This window comes from Mycolicibacterium thermoresistibile (genome assembly GCF_900187065.1).
In the GTDB taxonomy this organism is placed as follows: domain Bacteria; phylum Actinomycetota; class Actinomycetes; order Mycobacteriales; family Mycobacteriaceae; genus Mycobacterium; species Mycobacterium thermoresistibile.
On sequence record NZ_LT906483.1, the window covers coordinates 4229277 to 4247770 of the forward strand.

The 18494-nt window shown below is 68.1% G+C and carries 16 protein-coding genes; 4 read left to right on the forward strand and 12 right to left on the reverse strand.

The genetic code is table 11. The annotated features are described in order from the left end of the window. Nucleotides 1-4: 4 nt before the first annotated feature. From CKW28_RS19995 to CKW28_RS20040, 10 genes are all read right to left on the reverse strand, one after another. The gene (locus tag CKW28_RS19995) at nucleotides 5-1708 is read right to left on the reverse strand and encodes an MCE family protein (RefSeq protein WP_003926309.1); all 1704 of its coding nucleotides are present in this window, start codon (nucleotides 1706-1708) and stop codon (nucleotides 5-7) included. Further along, complete coding sequence (locus CKW28_RS20000) at nucleotides 1705-2898, reverse strand: MCE family protein (protein ID WP_003926310.1); 1194 nt, start codon at nucleotides 2896-2898, stop codon at nucleotides 1705-1707. Before CKW28_RS20000 ends, CKW28_RS19995 begins: the two co-directional genes overlap by 4 nt. Continuing rightward, complete coding sequence (locus CKW28_RS20005; protein WP_003926311.1) at nucleotides 2895-4205, reverse strand: MCE family protein; 1311 nt, start codon at nucleotides 4203-4205, stop codon at nucleotides 2895-2897. Before CKW28_RS20005 ends, CKW28_RS20000 begins: the two co-directional genes overlap by 4 nt. Next, nucleotides 4202-5260, reverse strand: a complete 1059-nt coding sequence (locus CKW28_RS20010; RefSeq protein WP_003926312.1) for an MCE family protein — start codon at nucleotides 5258-5260, stop codon at nucleotides 4202-4204. Before CKW28_RS20010 ends, CKW28_RS20005 begins: the two co-directional genes overlap by 4 nt. Continuing rightward, on the reverse strand, nucleotides 5253-6287 hold the full coding sequence (locus tag CKW28_RS20015; RefSeq protein WP_040547174.1) for an MCE family protein: 1035 nt from the start codon (nucleotides 6285-6287) through the stop codon (nucleotides 5253-5255). The genes CKW28_RS20010 and CKW28_RS20015 overlap by 8 nt, the downstream gene beginning before the upstream one ends. Continuing rightward, nucleotides 6287-7489 (reverse strand): MCE family protein, encoded by a 1203-nt coding sequence (locus CKW28_RS20020; protein WP_003926314.1) that lies wholly within the window; start codon nucleotides 7487-7489, stop codon nucleotides 6287-6289. The genes CKW28_RS20015 and CKW28_RS20020 overlap by 1 nt, the downstream gene beginning before the upstream one ends. An 8-nt stretch (nucleotides 7490-7497) precedes the next feature. Next, entirely contained in the window at nucleotides 7498-8340 is an 843-nt protein-coding gene (locus CKW28_RS20025; protein ID WP_003926315.1) for an MlaE family ABC transporter permease, read from the reverse strand. 12 nt (nucleotides 8341-8352) lie between these two features. Further along, nucleotides 8353-9114, reverse strand: coding sequence for an MlaE family ABC transporter permease (locus tag CKW28_RS20030; protein WP_003926316.1), 762 nt, complete (start codon nucleotides 9112-9114; stop codon nucleotides 8353-8355). A gap of 261 nt (nucleotides 9115-9375) precedes the next feature. Then, nucleotides 9376-10299, reverse strand: a complete 924-nt coding sequence (locus CKW28_RS20035) for a 3-oxoacyl-ACP reductase (RefSeq protein WP_040547176.1) — start codon at nucleotides 10297-10299, stop codon at nucleotides 9376-9378. A gap of 13 nt (nucleotides 10300-10312) precedes the next feature. Further along, entirely contained in the window at nucleotides 10313-10504 is a 192-nt protein-coding gene (locus CKW28_RS20040; RefSeq protein WP_003926318.1) for a ferredoxin, read from the reverse strand. Nucleotides 10505-10673: 169 nt separating this feature from the next. On the opposite strand from CKW28_RS20040, the gene CKW28_RS20045 reads away from it, so the two are divergent. Genes CKW28_RS20045 through CKW28_RS20060 form a run of 4 tightly spaced genes read left to right on the forward strand, consistent with a single transcriptional unit; the run spans nucleotide 10674 to nucleotide 15473 of the window. Next, the gene (locus CKW28_RS20045; RefSeq protein ID WP_003926319.1) at nucleotides 10674-11864 is read left to right on the forward strand and encodes an acyl-CoA dehydrogenase family protein; all 1191 of its coding nucleotides are present in this window, start codon (nucleotides 10674-10676) and stop codon (nucleotides 11862-11864) included. A 15-nt stretch (nucleotides 11865-11879) separates the two neighbouring features. Beyond that, the gene (locus CKW28_RS20050; RefSeq protein WP_003926320.1) at nucleotides 11880-12983 is read left to right on the forward strand and encodes an acyl-CoA dehydrogenase family protein; all 1104 of its coding nucleotides are present in this window, start codon (nucleotides 11880-11882) and stop codon (nucleotides 12981-12983) included. Between the two features lie 13 nt (nucleotides 12984-12996). After that, on the forward strand, nucleotides 12997-14520 hold the full coding sequence (fadD17, locus tag CKW28_RS20055) for a long-chain-fatty-acid--CoA ligase FadD17 (protein WP_003926321.1): 1524 nt from the start codon (nucleotides 12997-12999) through the stop codon (nucleotides 14518-14520). Next, nucleotides 14505-15473 (forward strand): NAD-dependent epimerase/dehydratase family protein, encoded by a 969-nt coding sequence (locus CKW28_RS20060; protein ID WP_003926322.1) that lies wholly within the window; start codon nucleotides 14505-14507, stop codon nucleotides 15471-15473. The genes fadD17 and CKW28_RS20060 overlap by 16 nt, the downstream gene beginning before the upstream one ends. A gap of 30 nt (nucleotides 15474-15503) precedes the next feature. On the opposite strand, the gene ctaD is transcribed toward CKW28_RS20060, so the two are convergent. Next, complete coding sequence (gene ctaD, locus CKW28_RS20065) at nucleotides 15504-17252, reverse strand: aa3-type cytochrome oxidase subunit I (RefSeq protein WP_003926323.1); 1749 nt, start codon at nucleotides 17250-17252, stop codon at nucleotides 15504-15506. Between the two features lie 118 nt (nucleotides 17253-17370). Next, on the reverse strand, nucleotides 17371-18492 hold the full coding sequence (locus CKW28_RS20070; protein ID WP_003926324.1) for an NAD(P)H-dependent flavin oxidoreductase: 1122 nt from the start codon (nucleotides 18490-18492) through the stop codon (nucleotides 17371-17373). Nucleotides 18493-18494 lie beyond the last annotated feature (2 nt).

The following is an 18494-nucleotide window of genomic DNA, read 5'->3' on the forward strand; positions in this document are numbered from 1 at the left end:
GTGTCTAGGCCTGCCTCGGATCGAGCATGAGGTCCACCCACGTTTCGGCGGGCCGGATGTTGTCAGCCCCCGGTGCGTACACCCCGACGTCACCGTCGGGGGTGACGAACGTGCCGGTCTGCTGATCGTACGTTGCCACCGTCGGCGCCCCGCTGGCCAGTGGTTGGTCCCCGGAGGCCTGCGGCGCCGGCCCGGTGCCCACCGGCGGCGGGGGCGGCGGGATCTCCGCAGGGTACGGCAGCATCGGCGGCTGCGGCGGGAACGGATCCGGCGGCAGATACGGCGTCACCGCGGGCGGCGGACCGTCCGGCGGGGGCGGGAACGGCTGCCACGGCTGATGGGGCGCCGGCCCGGGACCCGGCGGCGGGCCTTCGGACGGATAGAAGCCCGGCGCATACGGCCGGCCCGGATCCGGATCGTTCTCCGGCGGGATGTACGGATAATGGTTCGGCGGCAGGATGTTCCGGCCGTCGGTGACCGGTGTGCCGGGCGGGATCGGCGGACCCCGCCACGGATTGCTGCCGAGCGGCTTGTACCCCTCCGGGTCGCGGCACAGCTGCACCGTCGGGGCGCGTTTGCCCGGGAACTCCATGCACGGATAGTTGCGGGCGCCGCGCACCGTACTGGGATCGTTGTGCGGCACCTTGCAGTACATGTCGTACGGCAGGTCACGCACCGTGGTGTCGGCCGGCGACCGGATCTGGGTGGGCGGCAGGAACCCGACCGAACACGGCGGCGGGTCGCCCAGGTCGATCTTGAAGTCCAGCTTGCCGCCCTCGTCCTTCGGGACGCCGTAGGCGACCGTGATCAACGCCTGGAACAGCGCCGGGAACACCACCAGCACGTGCTCGATGGAGTCGCGGTAGATGACGCCGATCCGGCCGAAGTTGGCCAGGCTGGCGGCCAGCACCGGGAACGACGGCCGGATACCGGCGAACGTCTGGTGTGCGGTGTCCGCGGCGCCCGGGGCGGTGGCCAGCACCGCACGCACCTGCGGATCGGCCTGCCGCAGTTCGCTGGTGAACCGGGCCAACCCGTCGGCCAGCGACCGGATGTCGTCGCCGGCGCGGATCTGCGCTTCCAGGAGCGGACCGGCCTGGTCGATCAACCGCTCGGTCTCGGGCCAGTTGGCGTTGGCCTCGTCGACCAGCAGCCGCGCCGACTCGATGAGCCGGGCCAGCTCCGGTCCGGAGCCGTTGAACGCGTTGAACGTCTCGCGCAGCAGTTCCCGCAGTCTGGTGTTGCTCAGGCTGCTGACCAGCTCGTCGGCCTCCCTGAGCAGCCCCGCGACGTCCTGGCCGATCGCGGTGCGGTCCTTGCCGATCACCGCGCCGTTGGCCAGCACCGACTCGGTCGCCTCCCCTTCGGGCGGGACCAGGTCCACGTACTGCTCCCCGACCGCCGACATGCTCTTGACCGTGGCGGTGACGTTGCCGGGGATCCGCACCCCGCTCTCCATCCGCATGCGGGCGGCCACCCCGTCGTCGGTGAGCTCCACCTTCTCCACCCGCCCGACGGTCACGCCGCGGTAGGTGACGTTGGCGTGGTCGTACAGGCCGCCGGCGGCGTCGAACTCCGCGGTCACCCGGTAGGCGCCCAGGCCCAGCCGGGCCGGCAGATGCAGGTAGTACGTCGCGAGCAGCCCGACGGTCACGGCGGTCACCACCGCGAAGATCAGCAGCTGGATCCGGGTCAACCGGTCGATCATGAGATCGGCTCCTCCTGGCCCGACGCGGTGCCCGGCGGGATCTTGAACGGGTCGGCCGCCTGCCCGGACAGGTTGGCCTGCTGTCCGATCAACCAGTCCGGCGGGTTCACCACCTCATGTAGATGCGCCATGTTCGGGTCGAAAGGCGAAGTCGTGAAGATCGATTCGCCGATCCGGCGCAGGGTGAGGTCGAAGGTGGTGAACACGTTGAGGTAGTCACCCCGCACGGCGCGGCGTAGGAACTTCGTGGTGAACGGGAACGTCGGCAGCAGATCCAGCCCGGTGACGAAGTCGGCGCGGTTGTCGTTGACCGCCTTGATCACCGGATACAGATCCTTCATGTCCGCGGCGAAATCGTCCTTGGTCTCGGCCAGCACGTGCGCGGCGACGTTGGCGAAGCGCTGCAGCGCGGCGAAGGTGTCGACGATGTTGGCGCGGTTCTCGTTGAGCACCCGCAGCGCGCCCGGCAGCGTGTCCAGGGTGCGTCCCAGGCTGTCGGTGCTGTCGGCCAGCAGCGCGGCGAACCGGTCGATGCCCTCGGCCGCGGCGATGATGTCGTCGGTCTGCTGGTCCAGCGCCCGGGTCAGCTCGGCCAGCCTGGGCACCAGGTCGGCGAAGTCCATCGAGCGGCCGGCCACCGCGGCGTACACCTCGTCGGTGAGGTCCTGCAGGGAGGCCAGATTGCCCTTGTTCACCACCATGCCGAGCGAGGACAGCACCTCCTCGGTGGTGGGGTAGCGACTGTCGGCGTCCAGCTCGATGTGGGAGCCGTCGCGCAGTTCCCCGACGGGCGCCACCCCGGCCGGCGGGGGTGACAGCTCCACGTGCTGGGAGCCCAGCAGTGACGTCTGGGCGATCTTGACCCTCGAGTTGGCCGGCATCCGGACATGGCCGTCCAGGGAGAGCTGCACGGCGGCGTAGAAGCTGCCGTCCGGCCGTTGCACCGCATCGATGCCGGACACACTGCCGACCGTGACGTCATCGATCATCACCGGCGAGTTCTGCGGCAGCGTCGCGATGTCGGGCACGTCGACGGTCACCACGTAGGAGCCCGGGCCGTGCCCGGCGGTGCCAGGCAGGTTCAGCGAGTTCAGTCCACCGAACTGACAGCCGGCCAGCAACGCGGCCCCGGAGACGATGGCCACCGCGCGGACTGCGCTGCGCCGCAGAGTGTTTCGCATCTCCGTCATCCGCCCGCCTCCGACTCTTCCGGCGCCGGCGGCAGGATCAGCTCGGACAGATCGGTGTCCGGCGGCAGATCGGGCGGATTGGCGCCCGGGTTGGGCTGCCACTGCAGCTGCGGAATCGGGGTACGCGCCTTGGCCTCGGTGGCCGGGGTGTCGTAGATGATCTGCCCCTTGTAGGCGGTGATGCTGTTGATCGGGTGGAACATCATCGGTGGGTAGTTCATCATGATGCGCCGCAGCACCGGTGCCATCCGCTGCCGGCAGATCTCGGTGCGCTTGTAATTGTCGGTGGTGGCACCGGATTCGAACGAGCCGGCGCAGATGAACTGCACCGGGTTGGCGAAGTTCGGCAGCGACAGCAGCCCGGCCATCGAACCCTGAGCGGGGTTGTAGATGTTGTAGAAGTTCGACAGCCCGTTGGGCGCGACGTGCAGCAGCTGCTCGATGTCGTCGCTGTGACTGGTCAACAGACTGGACAGGTCGGTGATCTTCTCGACGCTCTCGATCAGGGTGGAGTTGCGTTCGTCGAGGAACTCCCGCACGTCGTTGAGCGCCTGATTCAGCGTGGCGAGCGTGCCGTCGAGGTTCGTCGAACTCTCCGCCAGCACCTGTGACACCGACGCCAGATGCCCGGAGAACTGCACGATCTGCTCATTGCTGTTGGACAGCGCGTCGATCAGGATCTGCAGATTCTTCACGGTGCCGAACAGGTCCGTGCGGCTGTCGCCGAGCCGGCCGGCGGTCTGGGCAAGTTCGCGCAGCGCGCTGCGGAACGAGTCGCCGTTGCCGTCGAAGGTGTCGGCGGCCTGGTTGACGAATGCGCTCAACGGCCCCTGCACATCCTGCCCGCCCGGGCCGAGCTGGGTGCTGAGCTTGGTCAGTTCCTCCTTGACCTGGTCCCACTCCACCGGCACCGCGGTGCGGTCGGTGTCGAGCACGGCGCCGTCCTCGAGTGTGGGCCCCTCGGTGTAGGCCGGGGTGAGCTGGACGAACCTGGCGGACACCAGGTTCGGCGCCATGATCACCGCCCGCACATCGGCCGGCACCTGGACGTCGTTGTTCACCCGCATGGTGATCTTGACCGAGTCGGGTTGCGGTTCGATCGCCTCGATCCGTCCCACCGGTACCCCCACCACCCGCACGTCGTCGCCCGGATAGATGCCGACGGCCGAGGAGAAGTAGGCCACGAGGGTCCGGCTGGTGGCCTTCGGCCACACCTGCAGCGCGCCACCTGTCAGCGCGATCGCCAGGATCGCGACGGCCAGGTAGCGCAGGGCTCTGCGGTTGCGCTGTGTCGTGGTGTCGGTCATGGCGACTTCGGCCTCAGGATCAGACGTTCGGAGATGAACCCGCGCAGATAGTCGGCGAGGCTGTCAGGCAGCTTGCCGGGCTGGAAGTACACGTCGAGCAGCACCTCCGCCATCGGTCCGGGCGGCAGCCCGTAGAGGTTGATGTGGAAGCCGGGCCCGGAGCCCACCACCTCGCCGAGCGCGGTGGCGTAGGCCGGGCCCCGCTTCAGCGCGGCGCTGATGTGTTCCCTGCGCTCCAACAGGTTGTCGAGCACCAGGTTGAGTTTGGCCAGCGCCGGCCCGAACTCGCGGCGGTTGTCGGCCACGAACCCGGAAAGCTGTTCGGAGACATCGTCGATGCCGGCGATCAATGCGCTGAGCGCGGCGCGCCGCTCATCCAGCGCGGCGAGCAGCCGGTTGCCGTCCAGCACCAGCTGGTTGACCTGACCGGCGCGTTCGGCGAGCACCTGGCTGACCGAGCGGGCCCTGGCCAGCAGCTGCGCGATCGCCGCGTCGTTGGCGTTGATGCTGGCCGACAGCGCGGTCACCCCGTCCAGCGTGCTGCGCAGATGCGGGGTGGCGTCCTGCAACGCCTCGGTGAGCAGCCCGAGCGCCTCGGTGAACCGTTCCTGATCCAGGTCGCCGACGTTGGTGGTGAGATCCTGCAACGCGTTGTTGAGTGTGTACGGCGAGGTGGTGCGTTCGGCCGGGATGACGGTGACCTGCCCGCTGCCCGCCGGTTTCAGCGCCAGCGACTTCTCCCCCAGCACCGTGTCGGTCTTGATCGACGCCAGGGACTGATCGCCGACCCGCACCGTGCGGTCCACGGTGAAGGTGACCTTGGCCTTGTCGCCGGCCAGGTGCACACCGGTCACGTCGCCGACCTTGATTCCGGAGATGTTGACCGCGTTGCCCGGCGTGATACCGCCCGCGTCGGCGAAGTACGCCGCATACGCCCTGCCCTGTTTGAGGAACGGCAGCGTCTGGAAACCGAACGCGACCAGCACCACGCACATCACGATCGCGATGCCGAATATGCCGGTGCGGAGCGGATTCCGCTCGCCGGTGTCAGCCATCTTCGGAGCACCTCCCCTTCGACGGGTCCGGTGGGCCACCGAACGGGATCAGGATGTCGCTGCCCGCGGGTCCGTTGATCTTGATCCGGGTCGAGCAGTAGAAGATGTTGAAGTAGGCACCGTAGGCGCCCAGCGACTGCAACCGCAGGTAGTTCTCGGCCAGCGGTTCGATGACCCGGTTCACCTCCTCCTTGCGGTTGTCGATCTCGGTGGCCAGCGGCCGCAGGTTCTCCAGCACGCCCTGCACCGGCCGGCGGCCGTTGCGCAGCATGTCGGTCAGGTCGTTCTCGGCCGACGCGAGCGGCGGCAGGGCGCCGGCGATCGGATCGCGGCCCTCGGCCAGGCCGGTGATCAGTTGCTGCAGTTGATCGACGCTGGCATCGAATTCGGCGCTCTTCTCGTCGAGCGTTCCGACCACGGCGTTGAGGTGGGTGATGACGTCGTTGATGACGTAGTAGCGGTCGGCGAGGCGCTGGGTGAACGAACCGGTGTTGGCCAGCAGTTCGGACAGGGCGCCGCCCTGGCCCTGCAGCGCCTGGATCACCGCGGTGCTGATCTCGTTGACCTTGTGACCCTCCAGGCCCTTGAGCACCGGTCGCAGGCCGCCCAGCAACGCGTCGAGGTCCAGCGCCGGCTGGGTGTTGGTCTGCGGGATCCGCCCGCCCGGCGGGAGTTTCTTCAATTCACCCGGGCCCGACGCGATTTCGAGGTAGCGATCGCCGACCAGGTTCTCATAGCGGATCAGGGCGCGGGTCGAGGTGTAGAGCTGATACCGCTTGTTGACGTCGAAGGAGACGTCAACGGTGTTGTCCTCGTTGAGTTTCACGCTCTTGACGGTGCCCACGGGGACACCGGCGATGCGGACGTCGTCGCCGGTCTCCAACCGCGACGCGTCGGTGAAGGTGGCGTGATAGGTCCGGCCGGAGGCGAACCGGAACTCGCCGAAGACCACCACCAGGCCGGCGGCGACCAGCACCATCGCGATGGTGAACACCACCACCTTGATCATGGTTGCCCGAGGATTCATCACCAGTCATCCCGTTCCGCGAACGCGCCGTTGAACAGGAACTGCAGGGTCGAGGGAGCGTCGAGCTGCAGCTCGGTGAACGGCTGATAGGGGATATAGGCGTTGTCGGTCACCAGGAACGGCGCCTTGTACCAGGAGCCGCCGCCCTGCTTGCCGGGCATGTCCGGCAGGCCCCGGCAGTTCGGCCCGCCCTTGGCGTTCACGATCGGCAGGCTCTCCGGGTAGGTGTACGACGGCGAACCCAGCAGGAAGTTCGACGAGGTGAACAGACCGGGCCGGGTGCCGCCGATCACCGGGGCGAACTCCCGGATGGCGCGGTCGATGGCCTGCAGCAGACATCCGTACTGCGGTGAGTAGTCGGCGGTGACCTTCAGCGGCGCCCGGAGGCGCTGGATCGCCGCGATGTAGTCCTCGGCGCCGGGTTCCAGGGTCGCCACCGCGGTGTCCGACAGCCCGGTTGCGGCCAACAGGGTTGCGTTCAAATCGTTTTCGCGTTCGGTGATGGTGGCGCTCAGGGTCGGGGCGTTGTCGATGATCGTCACGATGTCCGGCCCGGCGTCGGAGTAGACCGCGCCGACCGCGGCCGTCCGCCGGAAATCCTCCTGCAGCGTCGGCATCTTCGGATTCAACCGCGCCGCAAGCTCGTTGGCGCCGACCAGGGCGGCACCGAGGTTGTCACCGTTGCCGCGCAGTCCCTCGGCGAGCGCGGTGAGGGTGGCGTTGAGCTCGATCGGATCGACCTGGTTCAGCACCTCCATCAGGGTCTGGAACAAGGTGTTGACCTCGAGTTGCACATCGCCGGCCGACACGTGTGCGCCGGGCCGCAACGCGGTCGGTTCGGGCCGCTCCGGCGGCAGGAACTCCACCGACTTGGCGCCGAAGATGGTGTTGCCGGCGATCTGCACCGGGGCGTTGGACGGGATGAACCGCATCTGATCGCGGTTGATCGCCAACGTCAATTTCGCGTCGTCACCGGTGTATTCGATGTCGTCGACCTTGCCGACCTGCAGGCCGCGGTACTTGACCTTGGCACCCCGCTCCATCACCAGGCCCGCGCGCGGCGCGGTCACCGTGACGGTGTCGGTGCGCACGAAGGCCGCGGAGTACGCCAGGTAGGTGAACACGACGAACGCCACGATGACCGCGGCGAGGATCGCCGCGGCGATCCTCACGTGCAGTCTCCTGGAGCCGGTGTCCGCCATTGTCCCCCTTATCCGGAGAGGTTGAAGTTACCGGACGCCCCGTAGACGGCCAGTGAGATGAACAGCGTCAGGACGACGACGACGATCAGCGAGGTCCGCACGGCCTGACCGACCGCGATGCCCACGCCGACCGGGCCGCCGGAGGCGTTGTAGCCGTAGTAGGTGTGCACCAGCATCACCGCGACCGCCATCACGATGGCCTGCAGGAACGACCACAACAGATCGTCGGGGTTGAGGAAGGTGTTGAAGTAGTGGTCGTACAGGCCGCCGGACTGGCCGTTGATGTACACGGTGGTGAACCGGGCGGCGAAGAACGCCGCGAGCACCGACAGCGAGTACAGCGGGACGATCGCGATGAGACCCGCGATCAGCCGGGTGGACACCAGGTAGGACACCGAGTGCACCGCCATCGATTCGACCGCGTCGATCTCCTCGGCCACCCGCATCGCCCCCAACTGGGCGGTGGTGCCGGCGCCGATGGTCGCGGCCAGCGCGATACCGGCGATCACCGGCGCGATGATGCGCACGTTCAGGAACGCCGACAGGAACCCGGTGAGGGCCTCGATGCCGATGTTGCCCAGCGAGTCGTAGCCCTGCACCGCCACCACACCACCGGAGGCCAGCGTCAGGAACGCGGCGACCCCGACCGTGCCGCCGATGATCACCAGGGCGCCGGTGCCCAGGGTCATCTCGGCGACCAGCCGGATCGTCTCCTTGCGGTACTTGGTGACCGCGTTGGGGATGTAGCGCACGGTCTCGCCGTAGAACAGCGCCTGTTCGCCGAAGGCGTCCACCGCCTTGGGCACCATCCGGAACGCCCGGCGCAGCCGCAGGGTCACGTCATAGCTCATCGGCGACCCCCATCAGTCCAGCACCTGCGTACCGAGCGCCGTCATGACGACGTTGATGACGAACAGACAGATGAAGGCGTAGACGACGGTCTCGTTGACCGCCTCACCGACGCCCTTGGGGCCGCCCTTGACGGTCAGACCGCGGTAGCAGCCGACCAGACCGGCGGTGACCCCGAACAACAGCGCCTTGACTTCGGCGAGCAGCAGTTCGGGCAGCCCGGTGAGCACGGTCAGACCGTTGACGAACGCGCCGGGGTTGACCCCCTGCAACAGCACCGAGAACACATAGCCGCCGGACAGCCCGATCGCGCAGACCAACCCGTTGAGCAGCAGTGCCACAAAGGTCGAGGCCAGCACGCGGGGCACCACCAGCCGCTGGATCGGATCGATGCCCAGCACCCGCATGGCGTCGATCTCCTCGCGGATGGTGCGGGCGCCCAGGTCCGCGCAGATCGCCGTGGCCCCGGCCCCGGCGACCACCAGCACGGTCACCACCGGACCGAGCTGGGTGATGGTGCCGAAAGCGGTTCCGGCCCCGGACAGGTCGGCGGCGCCGATCTCCCGCAGCAGGATGTTGAGCGTGAACGCGACCAGCACGGTGAACGGTATGGACACCAGCAGGGTCGGGATCAGGGAGACCCGCGCGATCATCCAGGTCTGGTCGAGAAACTCCCGGAGCTGAAACGGACGCCGGAAGATCTTGACGAAGGTTTCGCCGGACATCTCCATGAACCCGCCCACGGCCCGGGCCGGGACCGCGAGCTGTTGGATCAATCTCGGCTCCGTTCTAGAAACACGGGACTCCACAGAATCGCCACGGCCAGCATGTTCGAATGCGCGGACACAAGCCGGCTCCCCGAACTGGCGTGGACGTTGCTCTCGGTGAGCGGGATCATAGTAACTAGAACGAGTTCACAGTGTCAAAGCTGCTATTTTGCAGCAAAATCGGCCTCTTTTTGCTGGTCAGAGCAAATGTGACCGACATCATTCTGGAACACGTTCTAGTCGCATTTACCGTCGTCCGTTCAGTCCCGGTCAGTCCGTCACGCCCATCAGTTCGGTGGCCGAGAACCCGCGGTTCGGATCACGGTCTGCGAAATAGGACCGCAGCGTCTCGCTCAGGTCGGCCGGATCCCAGGCGTCGGCCCGGGCCTCGAAGCGCCGCTCGGCGGTGGGTGCTGCTACCAACGTCACAGTCGGACCATAGACGATGAACAGTTGCCCGTTGACCGCTTCGGACGCCGGCGACGCCAGGAACCGCACCAGGGTGACGACGTGCTCCGGTGACAGCGGATCGATCTGCCCCTCGGCGAGCTCGGGCTCGTCGCCGAACACCGCTGCGGTCATCGCGGTACGGGCCCGCGGCGCGATGGCGTTGGCCCGCACCCCGTAGCGTTCCAGCGCCCGCGCCGCCGTCAAGGTGAGCGCGGTGATGCCAGCCTTGGCGGCGCCGTAGTTGGCCTGCCCGATCGGACCGGAAAGCCCGGCCTCCGAGGAGGTGTTGATGATCCGGCCGTACACCTGCCCGCCGGACTCCTTGGCCTTGGCGCGCCAGTAGGCGGCCGCATTGCGGGTCAGCAGGAAATGACCGCGCAGGTGCACCGCGATGACGGCGTCCCAGTCCTCATCGGACATGTTGAACAGCATCTTGTCGCGGGTGATCCCGGCGTTGTTCACGACGATGCCCAATCCGCCCAGGTTGTCGGCGGTCTGAACCAGTTCGTCGGCGGTGGCCCGCTGGCTGATGTCGCCGGCGACCGCCACCCCCTTGGAGCCGGCGGCGGCGATCTCGTCGAGCACGTCGGATGTGTCCAGTGCCGACGCGATGTCGTTGACCACGACGGTCGCACCCGCACGGGCCAGGCCGATCGCCTCGGCCCGGCCCAGGCCGGCCGCGGCGCCGGTCACCACCGCGACCAGCCCGGACAGATCGTTCGTGGCTGGCGTATTGGTCGTCAATTTATGAATACCTCTAGTCTCTGCGATTCAGGGCTGCCCGAGGGCATTCGTCGATGGCCTGGAGTGCCTTCTGCTCCAACTCCGCCGGGATGGGATCGAGCTTGACCACCGCGTAGTCGTCATCGTCGAGCTCGAAGATCTCCGGGGAGATGCCCACGCAGATCGCGTTGCCCTCACAACGGTCCCGGTCCACTTCCACTCGCATCGCAACCTCCTTGCCCTCGCGGTTGCCGTCTGTGCAGCCGCGGATGATGGTCAGAATACGACCCGCCGGACCCCCGCCTCGGCGCATTGCCATCTGGACCGCCAGACTAGAACGTGTTACAACCGGGTGAGAATCTGGGTCACCCCTCCCGTCGAGGCAAAGGACACTCATGCGGATCGGCTACACGCCCGAGCAGGAGGAGTTGCGCCGCGAACTGCGGGCCTACTTCTCGAAACTGATGACGCCCGACCGGGTGGAAGCGCTGAACTCCGCCGAAGGCGAATACGGGCGCGGCGACGTCTACCGCGAGACCGTCGCCCAGATGGGTCGCGACGGTTGGCTCGCGCTGGGCTGGCCGAAGGAATACGGCGGTCAGGCCCGGTCGGCGATGGACCAGCTGATCTTCACCGATGAGGCCGCGATCGCCGGCGCACCGGTGCCGTTCCTGACCATCAACAGCGTCGCGCCGACGATCATGCACTTCGGCACCGAGGAGCAGAAGAAGTTCTTCCTGCCCAAGATCGCCGCGGGTGAGCTGCATTTCTCGATCGGTTACTCCGAGCCGGGCGCGGGCACCGACCTGGCCTCGCTGCGCACCACCGCGGTGCGCGACGGCGACGAGTACGTGATCAACGGTCAGAAGATGTGGACCAGTCTGATCCAGTACGCCGACTACGTGTGGCTGGCGGTCCGCACCAACCCGGAAGCCAAGAAGCACCGCGGAATCTCGATGCTGATCGTGCCCACCACCGCGGAGGGCTTCTCCTGGACCCCGGTGCACACCATGGCCGGTGTCGACACCAGCGCCACCTACTACCAGGACGTGCGGGTGCCGGTGAGCAACCGCGTCGGCGAGGAGAACGAGGGCTGGAAGCTGGTCACCAATCAGCTCAACCACGAGCGCGTGGCGCTCGTCTCCGCCCAACCCATCTTCCTGGCGCTCGACGGGGTCCGGGAATGGGCGCAGAGCACTCACATCTCGCCGGACGGACGGGGCCCCCGGGTGATCGACGCCGAGTGGGTGCAGCTGAACCTGGCCCGTGTGCACGCCAAGGCCGAGGTGCTCAAGCTGATCAACTGGGAACTGGCGTCCAGCGACGCGGCGGCGCCCTCCCCGGCGGACGCGTCGGCGGCCAAGGTGTTCGGCACCGAGCTGGCCACCGAGGCGTACCGGCTGCTGATGGAGGTGCTGGGCACCAGGGCGACACTGCGCCCGGACTCCCCCGGCGCGCTGCTGCGGGGGCGGATCGAACGGATGCACCGCAGCTGCCTGATCCTGACCTTCGGCGGCGGCACCAACGAGGTTCAGCGCGACATCATCGGCATGGTCGCGCTCGGCCTGCCCAGGGTGAACCGGTAGGAATCGAGGACTCACATGGACTTCACATCGACAGAGGCCGCCGAGGAACTGGGCGGGCTGGTGCGCACCATCACCGAATCGGTGTGCACCCACGAGCATCAGCGTGAGCTCGACAAACTCGAGCAGCGCTTCGACACCGAACTGTGGGCCAAGCTGATCGACGCCGACGTGTTGTCGACGGCGGCGCCGGAATCGATCGGCGGCGGCGGTTTCGGTGTGCTCGAGCAGGTGGCGGTGCTCGTGGCGCTGGGCCGTCAACTCGGGGCGGTGCCCTACCTGGAGTCGGTGGTGCTCGGCGCCGGCGCGCTGGCCGAGTTCGGGTCGGATGCGCAGCGGGAACAGTGGGCAGCCCCGGCCGTCGGCGGACAGCGCATCCTCACCGCCGCACTCGAGGGCGAGACGGGTGAGGGGCCGGTCCGGGCCGAGGTCAATGCCGACTCCGGCCACACCCTGACCGGCACCCGCACCCTGGTGCGCTTCGGCCCGGTGGCGGACGGATTCCTGGTTCCCGCCGAAACCGACTCCGGCACCCGGGTTTTCCTGGTGGCGGCCGACGATCCCGGCGTCACCGTCACGGCGCTGAACACCACCGGACGCGGCAGCGTGGGCCGGCTGGAGCTGGCCGGCACGGTATTGCCGCCGGATCGGACCGTCGGTGCCGACGAAGCCGCGCTGCGCTGGATAAAGATTCGCAACATTCTGGGCCACAGCGCTTTTCAGCTCGGCGTGCTGGAGCGGGCGTTGGAGATGACCGCGGCCTATGCGCGCGAGCGCGAGCAGTTCGACCGCCCCATCGGCAGCTTCCAGGCGGTGTCCCAGCGGCTCGCCGACGGTTACATCGACATCAAGGGTCTGCGGTTGACCCTCACCCAGGCGGCGTGGCGGGTGTCCGAGCAGATGCCGGCCGACGTGGACGTGCACACCGCTGCGTTCTGGGCCGCCGAGGCCGGCCACCGGGTCGCGCACACCGCGGTTCACGTGCACGGCGGGGTCGGCATCGACATCGATCATCCGGTGCACCGGTACTTCCTGGCGGCCAAACAGACCGAGTTCACCCTCGGCAGCGCCACCGGGCAGCTGTTGCAGATCGGCGGTCAACTGGCCGACACACCGGTGTGATCCCGCGGATCTGATGGCCGAAACCGTCACCGCACTGCTCGAACCGCTGATCGACGTCGAGGACCGGGGCGTCTGGTTCGAGGACGAGTTCACCCCGTGGCGGGCCCATCTCGAACAGGCCTCGGCGCTGGCGGCGGCGCTCACCGCGCGGCTGGACCCGAACCGGCCGCCCCATGTCGGGGTGCTGTCGGGCAACACGCCGATGTTCTCGGCCCTGCTGGTCGCCGCCGCGATGACCGGGCTGGTGCCGGTCGGGCTCAACCCGACCCGGCGCGGCGCGGCCCTGGTCCGCGACATCGAGCGGGCCGACTGCCGGCTGGTGCTGGCCGATGATCCCGAATCGGTGCCCGCCGGTGTGGATTTCATCGACGTCACCGCACCGCGGTTCGCCGACGAGCTGGCCGCCCACCGCGGCGCACCGGTCCGGTTCCGGCGCGCGGCGCCCGACGACCTGTTCATGTTGATCTTCACCTCGGGCACCAGCGGCGACCCGAAGGCGGTCCGGGTGACCCACGACAAGGTGGCCCATCCCGGCACCATGCTGGCCACCCGATTCGGTCTGGGTCCGGCCGACACCTGTTATCTGTCGATGCCGCTGTTCCACTCCAACGCGATCATGGCCGGCTGGGCAGTCGCCGTCGCGGCCGGCGCGTCGGTGGCGTTGCGGCGCAGATTCTCGGCATCCCAGTTCATTCCGGATGTGCGCCGCTACCGGGCCAGCTACGCCAACTACGTCGGCAAACCGCTGTCCTACATCCTGGCCACCCCGCCGCGCGCGGACGACGCCGACAACCCGTTGAGGATCCTGTACGGCAACGAGGGCGCGCCACGCGACATCGCCAGGTTCGCCCGCAGGTTCGACGTGCTGGTGGTGGACGGTTTCGGATCCACCGAGGGCGGGGTGGCGATCGCCCGCACCCCCGACACCCCGGACGGGGCGTTGGGACCGCTCACCGACGAGGTCGCGATCATCGACGTCGACACCGGGGAGCCCTGTCCGCCGGGAAAGATCGGCGAGATCGTCAACCCGACCGGGCCGGGGTGGTTCCGGGGCTACTACAACGATCCGGACGCCGAGGCCGAGCGGATGGCCGGCGGCGTCTACCACACCGGGGACCTCGGCTACTGCGATGAGAACGGCTACATCTATTTCGCCGGCCGGCTCGGCGACTGGATGCGGGTCGACGGGGAGAACCTGGGCACCGCGCCGATCGAACGAATCCTGTTGCGCCACCCCGATGTCGTCGAGGCCGCGGTGTATCCGATCCCCGATCCCGCGGTGGGCGACCGGGTGATGGCGGCGCTCGTGCTGACCGACGGCGCGGAGTTCGACCCGGGACGGTTCCGGGACTTCCTCGCCGACCAACCCGATCTCGGCCCCAAACAGTGGCCGTCCTTCGTGCGGGTGGCCGAGGTGTTGCCGCGCACCGAGACGTTCAAGGTGCTCAAACGACAGCTGTCCGCCGAGGCGACCGACTGCGCCGACCCGGTGTGGCCGATCGAACGACCCCGAGGAGACCGATGCGCATCGCCGTGACCGGCGGAACCGGATATGTGGGCACCCACACCGTGCGGGCCCTGCTGGCAGCGGGCCACCGGGTCCGCCTGCTGGTGACCGACTCCCCCACCGACACCGCCATCGCCCGCGGCCTGGCCGAATACGGTGAGGTCGACACGCTGCGCGGCGACGTCCGCGACGAACGGACCGTCAAGGAACTGCTGCACGACTGCGACGCGGTGTGGCACGCCGCCGGCGTGGTGGGCACCGACCGGCGGCGGGAACAACTGATGTGGGAGATCAACGCCTACGCCACCGAGCGGCTGCTGCGCACCGCCGTGGACGCCGGGCTGGACCCGGTGGTGTCGGTGAGCAGCTACAGCGCACTGTTCCCGCCACCGAACGGGGTGATCGGCCCGGACACCCCGCCGGCCGCCGGCCGCAGTCCGTACGCCCAGACCAAGGCGTACGCCGACCGGGCCGCCCGGCGGCTGCAGGCCGACGGCGCGCCCGTCGTCGTCACCTATCCGTCCAGCGTGGTGGGCCGGGCGCTGCTGAGCGCACCCGGGGTGACCGAGCGGGGGTGGGCGCCGATGGTGCGCTGGCGGGTCGCCCCGCGGATGCGCGGCGGCATGCAGATGGTCGACGTCCGCGACGTCGCCGAGGTGCACGCCCGGCTGATGCAGCCGGGCCGCGGCCCGCACCGCTACATCTGCGGCGGCGTCATGCTCACCTTCGACGAGATGATCTCCGCTCTGGAGTCCGGGCTCGGCCGTCGGATCCGGCGGATCCCGGTGACCCCGGCGGTGTTCCGCGCCTTCGGCCGGTTGTCGGACGCGGTCGGTCAGGTGGTGCCGGTCGGGGACGGTCTCAGCTACGAGGCTGCGATGCTGCTCACCGCCGCCACCCCCACCGACGATTCGGCGACCCGGCGCGACCTGGACATCAGCTGGCGGTCACCGGTCGAGGCGATCCGCGAGTCGTTCGGCTGATCCCCGGGAAGCCGACGGGAGATGCTCCCGTCAGGTCCGGACGTTCTGGTCGTCCAGCCGGGTGACGTCGCCGTCGTCCGGACCGTGGGACCGGCCGATGTGGGCCTCGGCCCGCATCCGCTCGATCATGTGCGGATAGTGCAGCTCGAACGCCGGACGCTCGGAGCGGATCCGCGGCAGCTCGTAGAAGTTGTGCCGCGGCGGCGGGCAGGTGGTCGCCCACTCCAGCGAGTTGCCGTAACCCCACGGATCGTCCACCGTCACCGGATCACCGTAACGCCAGCTCTTGAACACGTTCCAGATGAACGGCAGCATCGACGCGCCGAGGATGAACGCACCCACGCTGGACACGATGTTGAGCTCGGTGAACCCGTCGGTGGGCAGGTAGTCGGCGTAACGCCGCGGCATGCCCTCGTTGCCCAGCCAGTGCTGCACCAGGAAGGTGACCCAGAACCCGATCAGGGTCAGCCAGAAGTGCAGTTTGCCGAGTTTCTCGTCGAGCATGCGGCCGGTCATCTTCGGGAACCAGAAGTACACACCGGCGAACGTGGCGAACACGATCGTGCCGAACAGCACGTAGTGGAAGTGCGCCACGACGAAGTAGGTGTCGTGGACGTGGAAGTCCAGCGGCGGGCTGGCCAGCAGGATGCCGGTGAGCCCACCGAGCAGGAACGTCACGATGAACCCGACCGAGAACAGCATCGGCGTCTCGAACGTCAGCTGCCCCTTCCACATGGTGCCGATCCAGTTGAAGAACTTGATCCCGGTCGGCACCGCGATCAGATAGGTGGTGAACGCGAAGAACGGCAGCAGCACGGCGCCGGTGGCGAACATGTGGTGCGCCCACACCACCATGGACAGGGCCGCGATGCCGATGGTGGCGTAGATCAGCGTGGTGTAGCCGAAGATCGGTTTGCGGCTGAACACCGGGAAGATCTCGCTGACGATGCCGAAGAACGGCAGCGCGATGATGTACACCTCGGGATGCCCGAAGAACCAGAACAGGTGCTGGTAGAGCAACGCCCCGCCGTTGGCCGGGTCGTAGATGTGCGCGCCGACGATGCGGTCGGCCGCCAGGCCCAGCAGCGCGGCGGTCAACAGCGGGAACACCAACAGCACCAGGATCGAGGTGACCAGGATGTTCCAGGTGAAGATCGGCATCCGGAACATGGTCATGCCCGGGGCGCGCATGCACACCACGGTGGTGATCATGTTGACCGCACCGAGGATGGTGCCCAGACCGGCGACTGCCAGCCCGAAGATCCACAGGTTGCCGCCCACCCCCGGCGAGTACAGCGAATGGCTCAACGGGGCGTAGGCGGTCCAGCCGAAGTCCGCCGCGCCACCCGGGGTGAAGAAACCGCCCATCGCGACCAATGCGCCGAACAGGAACAACCAGTAGCTCAACGCGTTGAGCCGGGGGAACGCCACGTCCGGCGCGCCGATGTGCAGCGGCAGCACCAGGTTGGCGAACCCGAACACGATCGGTGTCGCATAGAACAGCAGCATCACCGTGCCGTGCATGGTGAACAGCTGGTTGTACTGCTCATTGGACAGGAACTGCAGCCCCGGCGCGGTCAGCTCGGCCCGCATGAGCAGCGCCATCAGCCCGCCGATGAAGAAGAAGACGAAGCAGGTGACGACGTACATGATCCCGATCAGCTTGTGATCGGTGGTCGAGATCAGCCTGTAGATCAGATTGCCGCGAGGGCCCATCCGATCCGGGAACGGACGGCGCACCTCCAGCTGTGTGACCTGTGCCGGCGCTTCTGCGGTCATGGGACCCCCAGTCGACCTGTGTGACGTGGCTTACCACAGATGGTATGCCGCGCCGGCGTCACAAGGGAAGGAACCGGGAAAGCGCTGCTCAGGCCCCGTGAAACCGGATCGGGTCCGGTCAGCCGTCCCGGATGGTGTCGAGGCGGCGGGTGGCCTCCTCGAATTCGGCGACGAGGTCGGCGATGATGTCGCCCACCGGTCGGATCTCGTTCATCCGGCCGACGATCTGCCCCACCGGCATCGCCACCGTGGTCGGATCGGTGGAGTAGTTCATCCGCTGATGAGCCTCGCTGACCAGGATGTTCTGCAGCGGCATCGGCAGCGGTTCCGGCGCGTCCGGGGCATCCCAGGCGTCGGTCCAGCGGCTCTTGAGCAGCCGGGCCGGCTTACCGGTGTAGATGCGCCGCCGCACGGTGTCGGCCGAGGTCGCGTCGAGCAGCGCCTGCTGGATCGTGGAGATGCCGGACTCCCGGCGCACCCCCAGGTCGTACTCTGCGGAGGTCAGGAACGCCGATCCCATCCACACGCCCTGCGCACCCAGCGCCAGCGCCGCGGCGACCTGTCGGCCGGTACCGATACCCCCGGCGGCCAGCACCGGGACCTGATCGCCGACCGCGTCGACGATCTCCGGCCACAGCACCACCGAGCCGATCTCGCCGGTGTGCCCGCCGGCCTCATGTCCTTGCGCGACAACGATGTCCACACCGTTGTCGACATGCCGCTGCGCGTGTTTGGCACTGCCGGCGAGCGCGGCGACCGGCACCCCCGCCTTGTGCACCCGCTCGATCACATCGGTGGGCGGCGAGCCCAGCGCGTTGGCGATCAGCTTGATCGGATGCTTGAGCGCCACATCGACGTGGCTGCGGGCCACCGAGTGCAGCCAGCCCAGCACGCCCTCATTGCGCTGCTGATCCTCCGAGAGCGGCGGCACGCCCAACTCGGTGAGCGTCTTGTTGACGAAGTCGCGGTGGCCCTGCGGGATGAGCTTGTCGATGTCCACCGCGCTGCCCTCGGTGGGCACCTTGGCCGGCATCACCACGTCGACCCCGTAGGGCAGGCCGTCGGTGTTGTCGTCCATCCAGCACAGGACGTTCTCCAGGTCGTCGGGGTCGTTGAACCGCACGCAGCCCAACACACCCAGCCCCCCGGCCCGGCTCACCGCCGCGGCGACCTTCTCCGACGGGGTGAACACGAAGATCGGGTAGCGGATCCCGAAGCGCTCGCACAGTTCGGTGCGCATCT

Excerpts from the sequence above, each read along its gene's own strand:
- CKW28_RS19995 (WP_003926309.1), bottom strand. The coding sequence starts at position 1,708 with ATGATCGACCGGTTGACCCGGATCCAGCTGCTGATCTTCGCGGTGGTG.
- CKW28_RS20000 (WP_003926310.1), bottom strand. The coding sequence starts at position 2,898 with ATGACGGAGATGCGAAACACTCTGCGGCGCAGCGCAGTCCGCGCGGTG.
- CKW28_RS20005 (WP_003926311.1), bottom strand. The coding sequence starts at position 4,205 with ATGACCGACACCACGACACAGCGCAACCGCAGAGCCCTGCGCTACCTG.
- CKW28_RS20010 (WP_003926312.1), bottom strand. The coding sequence starts at position 5,260 with ATGGCTGACACCGGCGAGCGGAATCCGCTCCGCACCGGCATATTCGGC.
- CKW28_RS20015 (WP_040547174.1), bottom strand. The coding sequence starts at position 6,287 with ATGAATCCTCGGGCAACCATGATCAAGGTGGTGGTGTTCACCATCGCG.
- CKW28_RS20020 (WP_003926314.1), bottom strand. The coding sequence starts at position 7,489 with ATGGCGGACACCGGCTCCAGGAGACTGCACGTGAGGATCGCCGCGGCG.
- CKW28_RS20025 (WP_003926315.1), bottom strand. The coding sequence starts at position 8,340 with ATGAGCTATGACGTGACCCTGCGGCTGCGCCGGGCGTTCCGGATGGTG.
- CKW28_RS20040 (WP_003926318.1), bottom strand. The coding sequence starts at position 10,504 with ATGCGAGTGGAAGTGGACCGGGACCGTTGTGAGGGCAACGCGATCTGC.
- CKW28_RS20045 (WP_003926319.1), top strand. The coding sequence starts at position 10,674 with ATGCGGATCGGCTACACGCCCGAGCAGGAGGAGTTGCGCCGCGAACTG.
- CKW28_RS20050 (WP_003926320.1), top strand. The coding sequence starts at position 11,880 with ATGGACTTCACATCGACAGAGGCCGCCGAGGAACTGGGCGGGCTGGTG.
- fadD17 (WP_003926321.1), top strand. The coding sequence starts at position 12,997 with ATGGCCGAAACCGTCACCGCACTGCTCGAACCGCTGATCGACGTCGAG.
- CKW28_RS20060 (WP_003926322.1), top strand. The coding sequence starts at position 14,505 with ATGCGCATCGCCGTGACCGGCGGAACCGGATATGTGGGCACCCACACC.
- ctaD (WP_003926323.1), bottom strand. The coding sequence starts at position 17,252 with ATGACCGCAGAAGCGCCGGCACAGGTCACACAGCTGGAGGTGCGCCGT.
- CKW28_RS20070 (WP_003926324.1), bottom strand. The coding sequence starts at position 18,492 with ATGCGCACCGAACTGTGCGAGCGCTTCGGGATCCGCTACCCGATCTTC.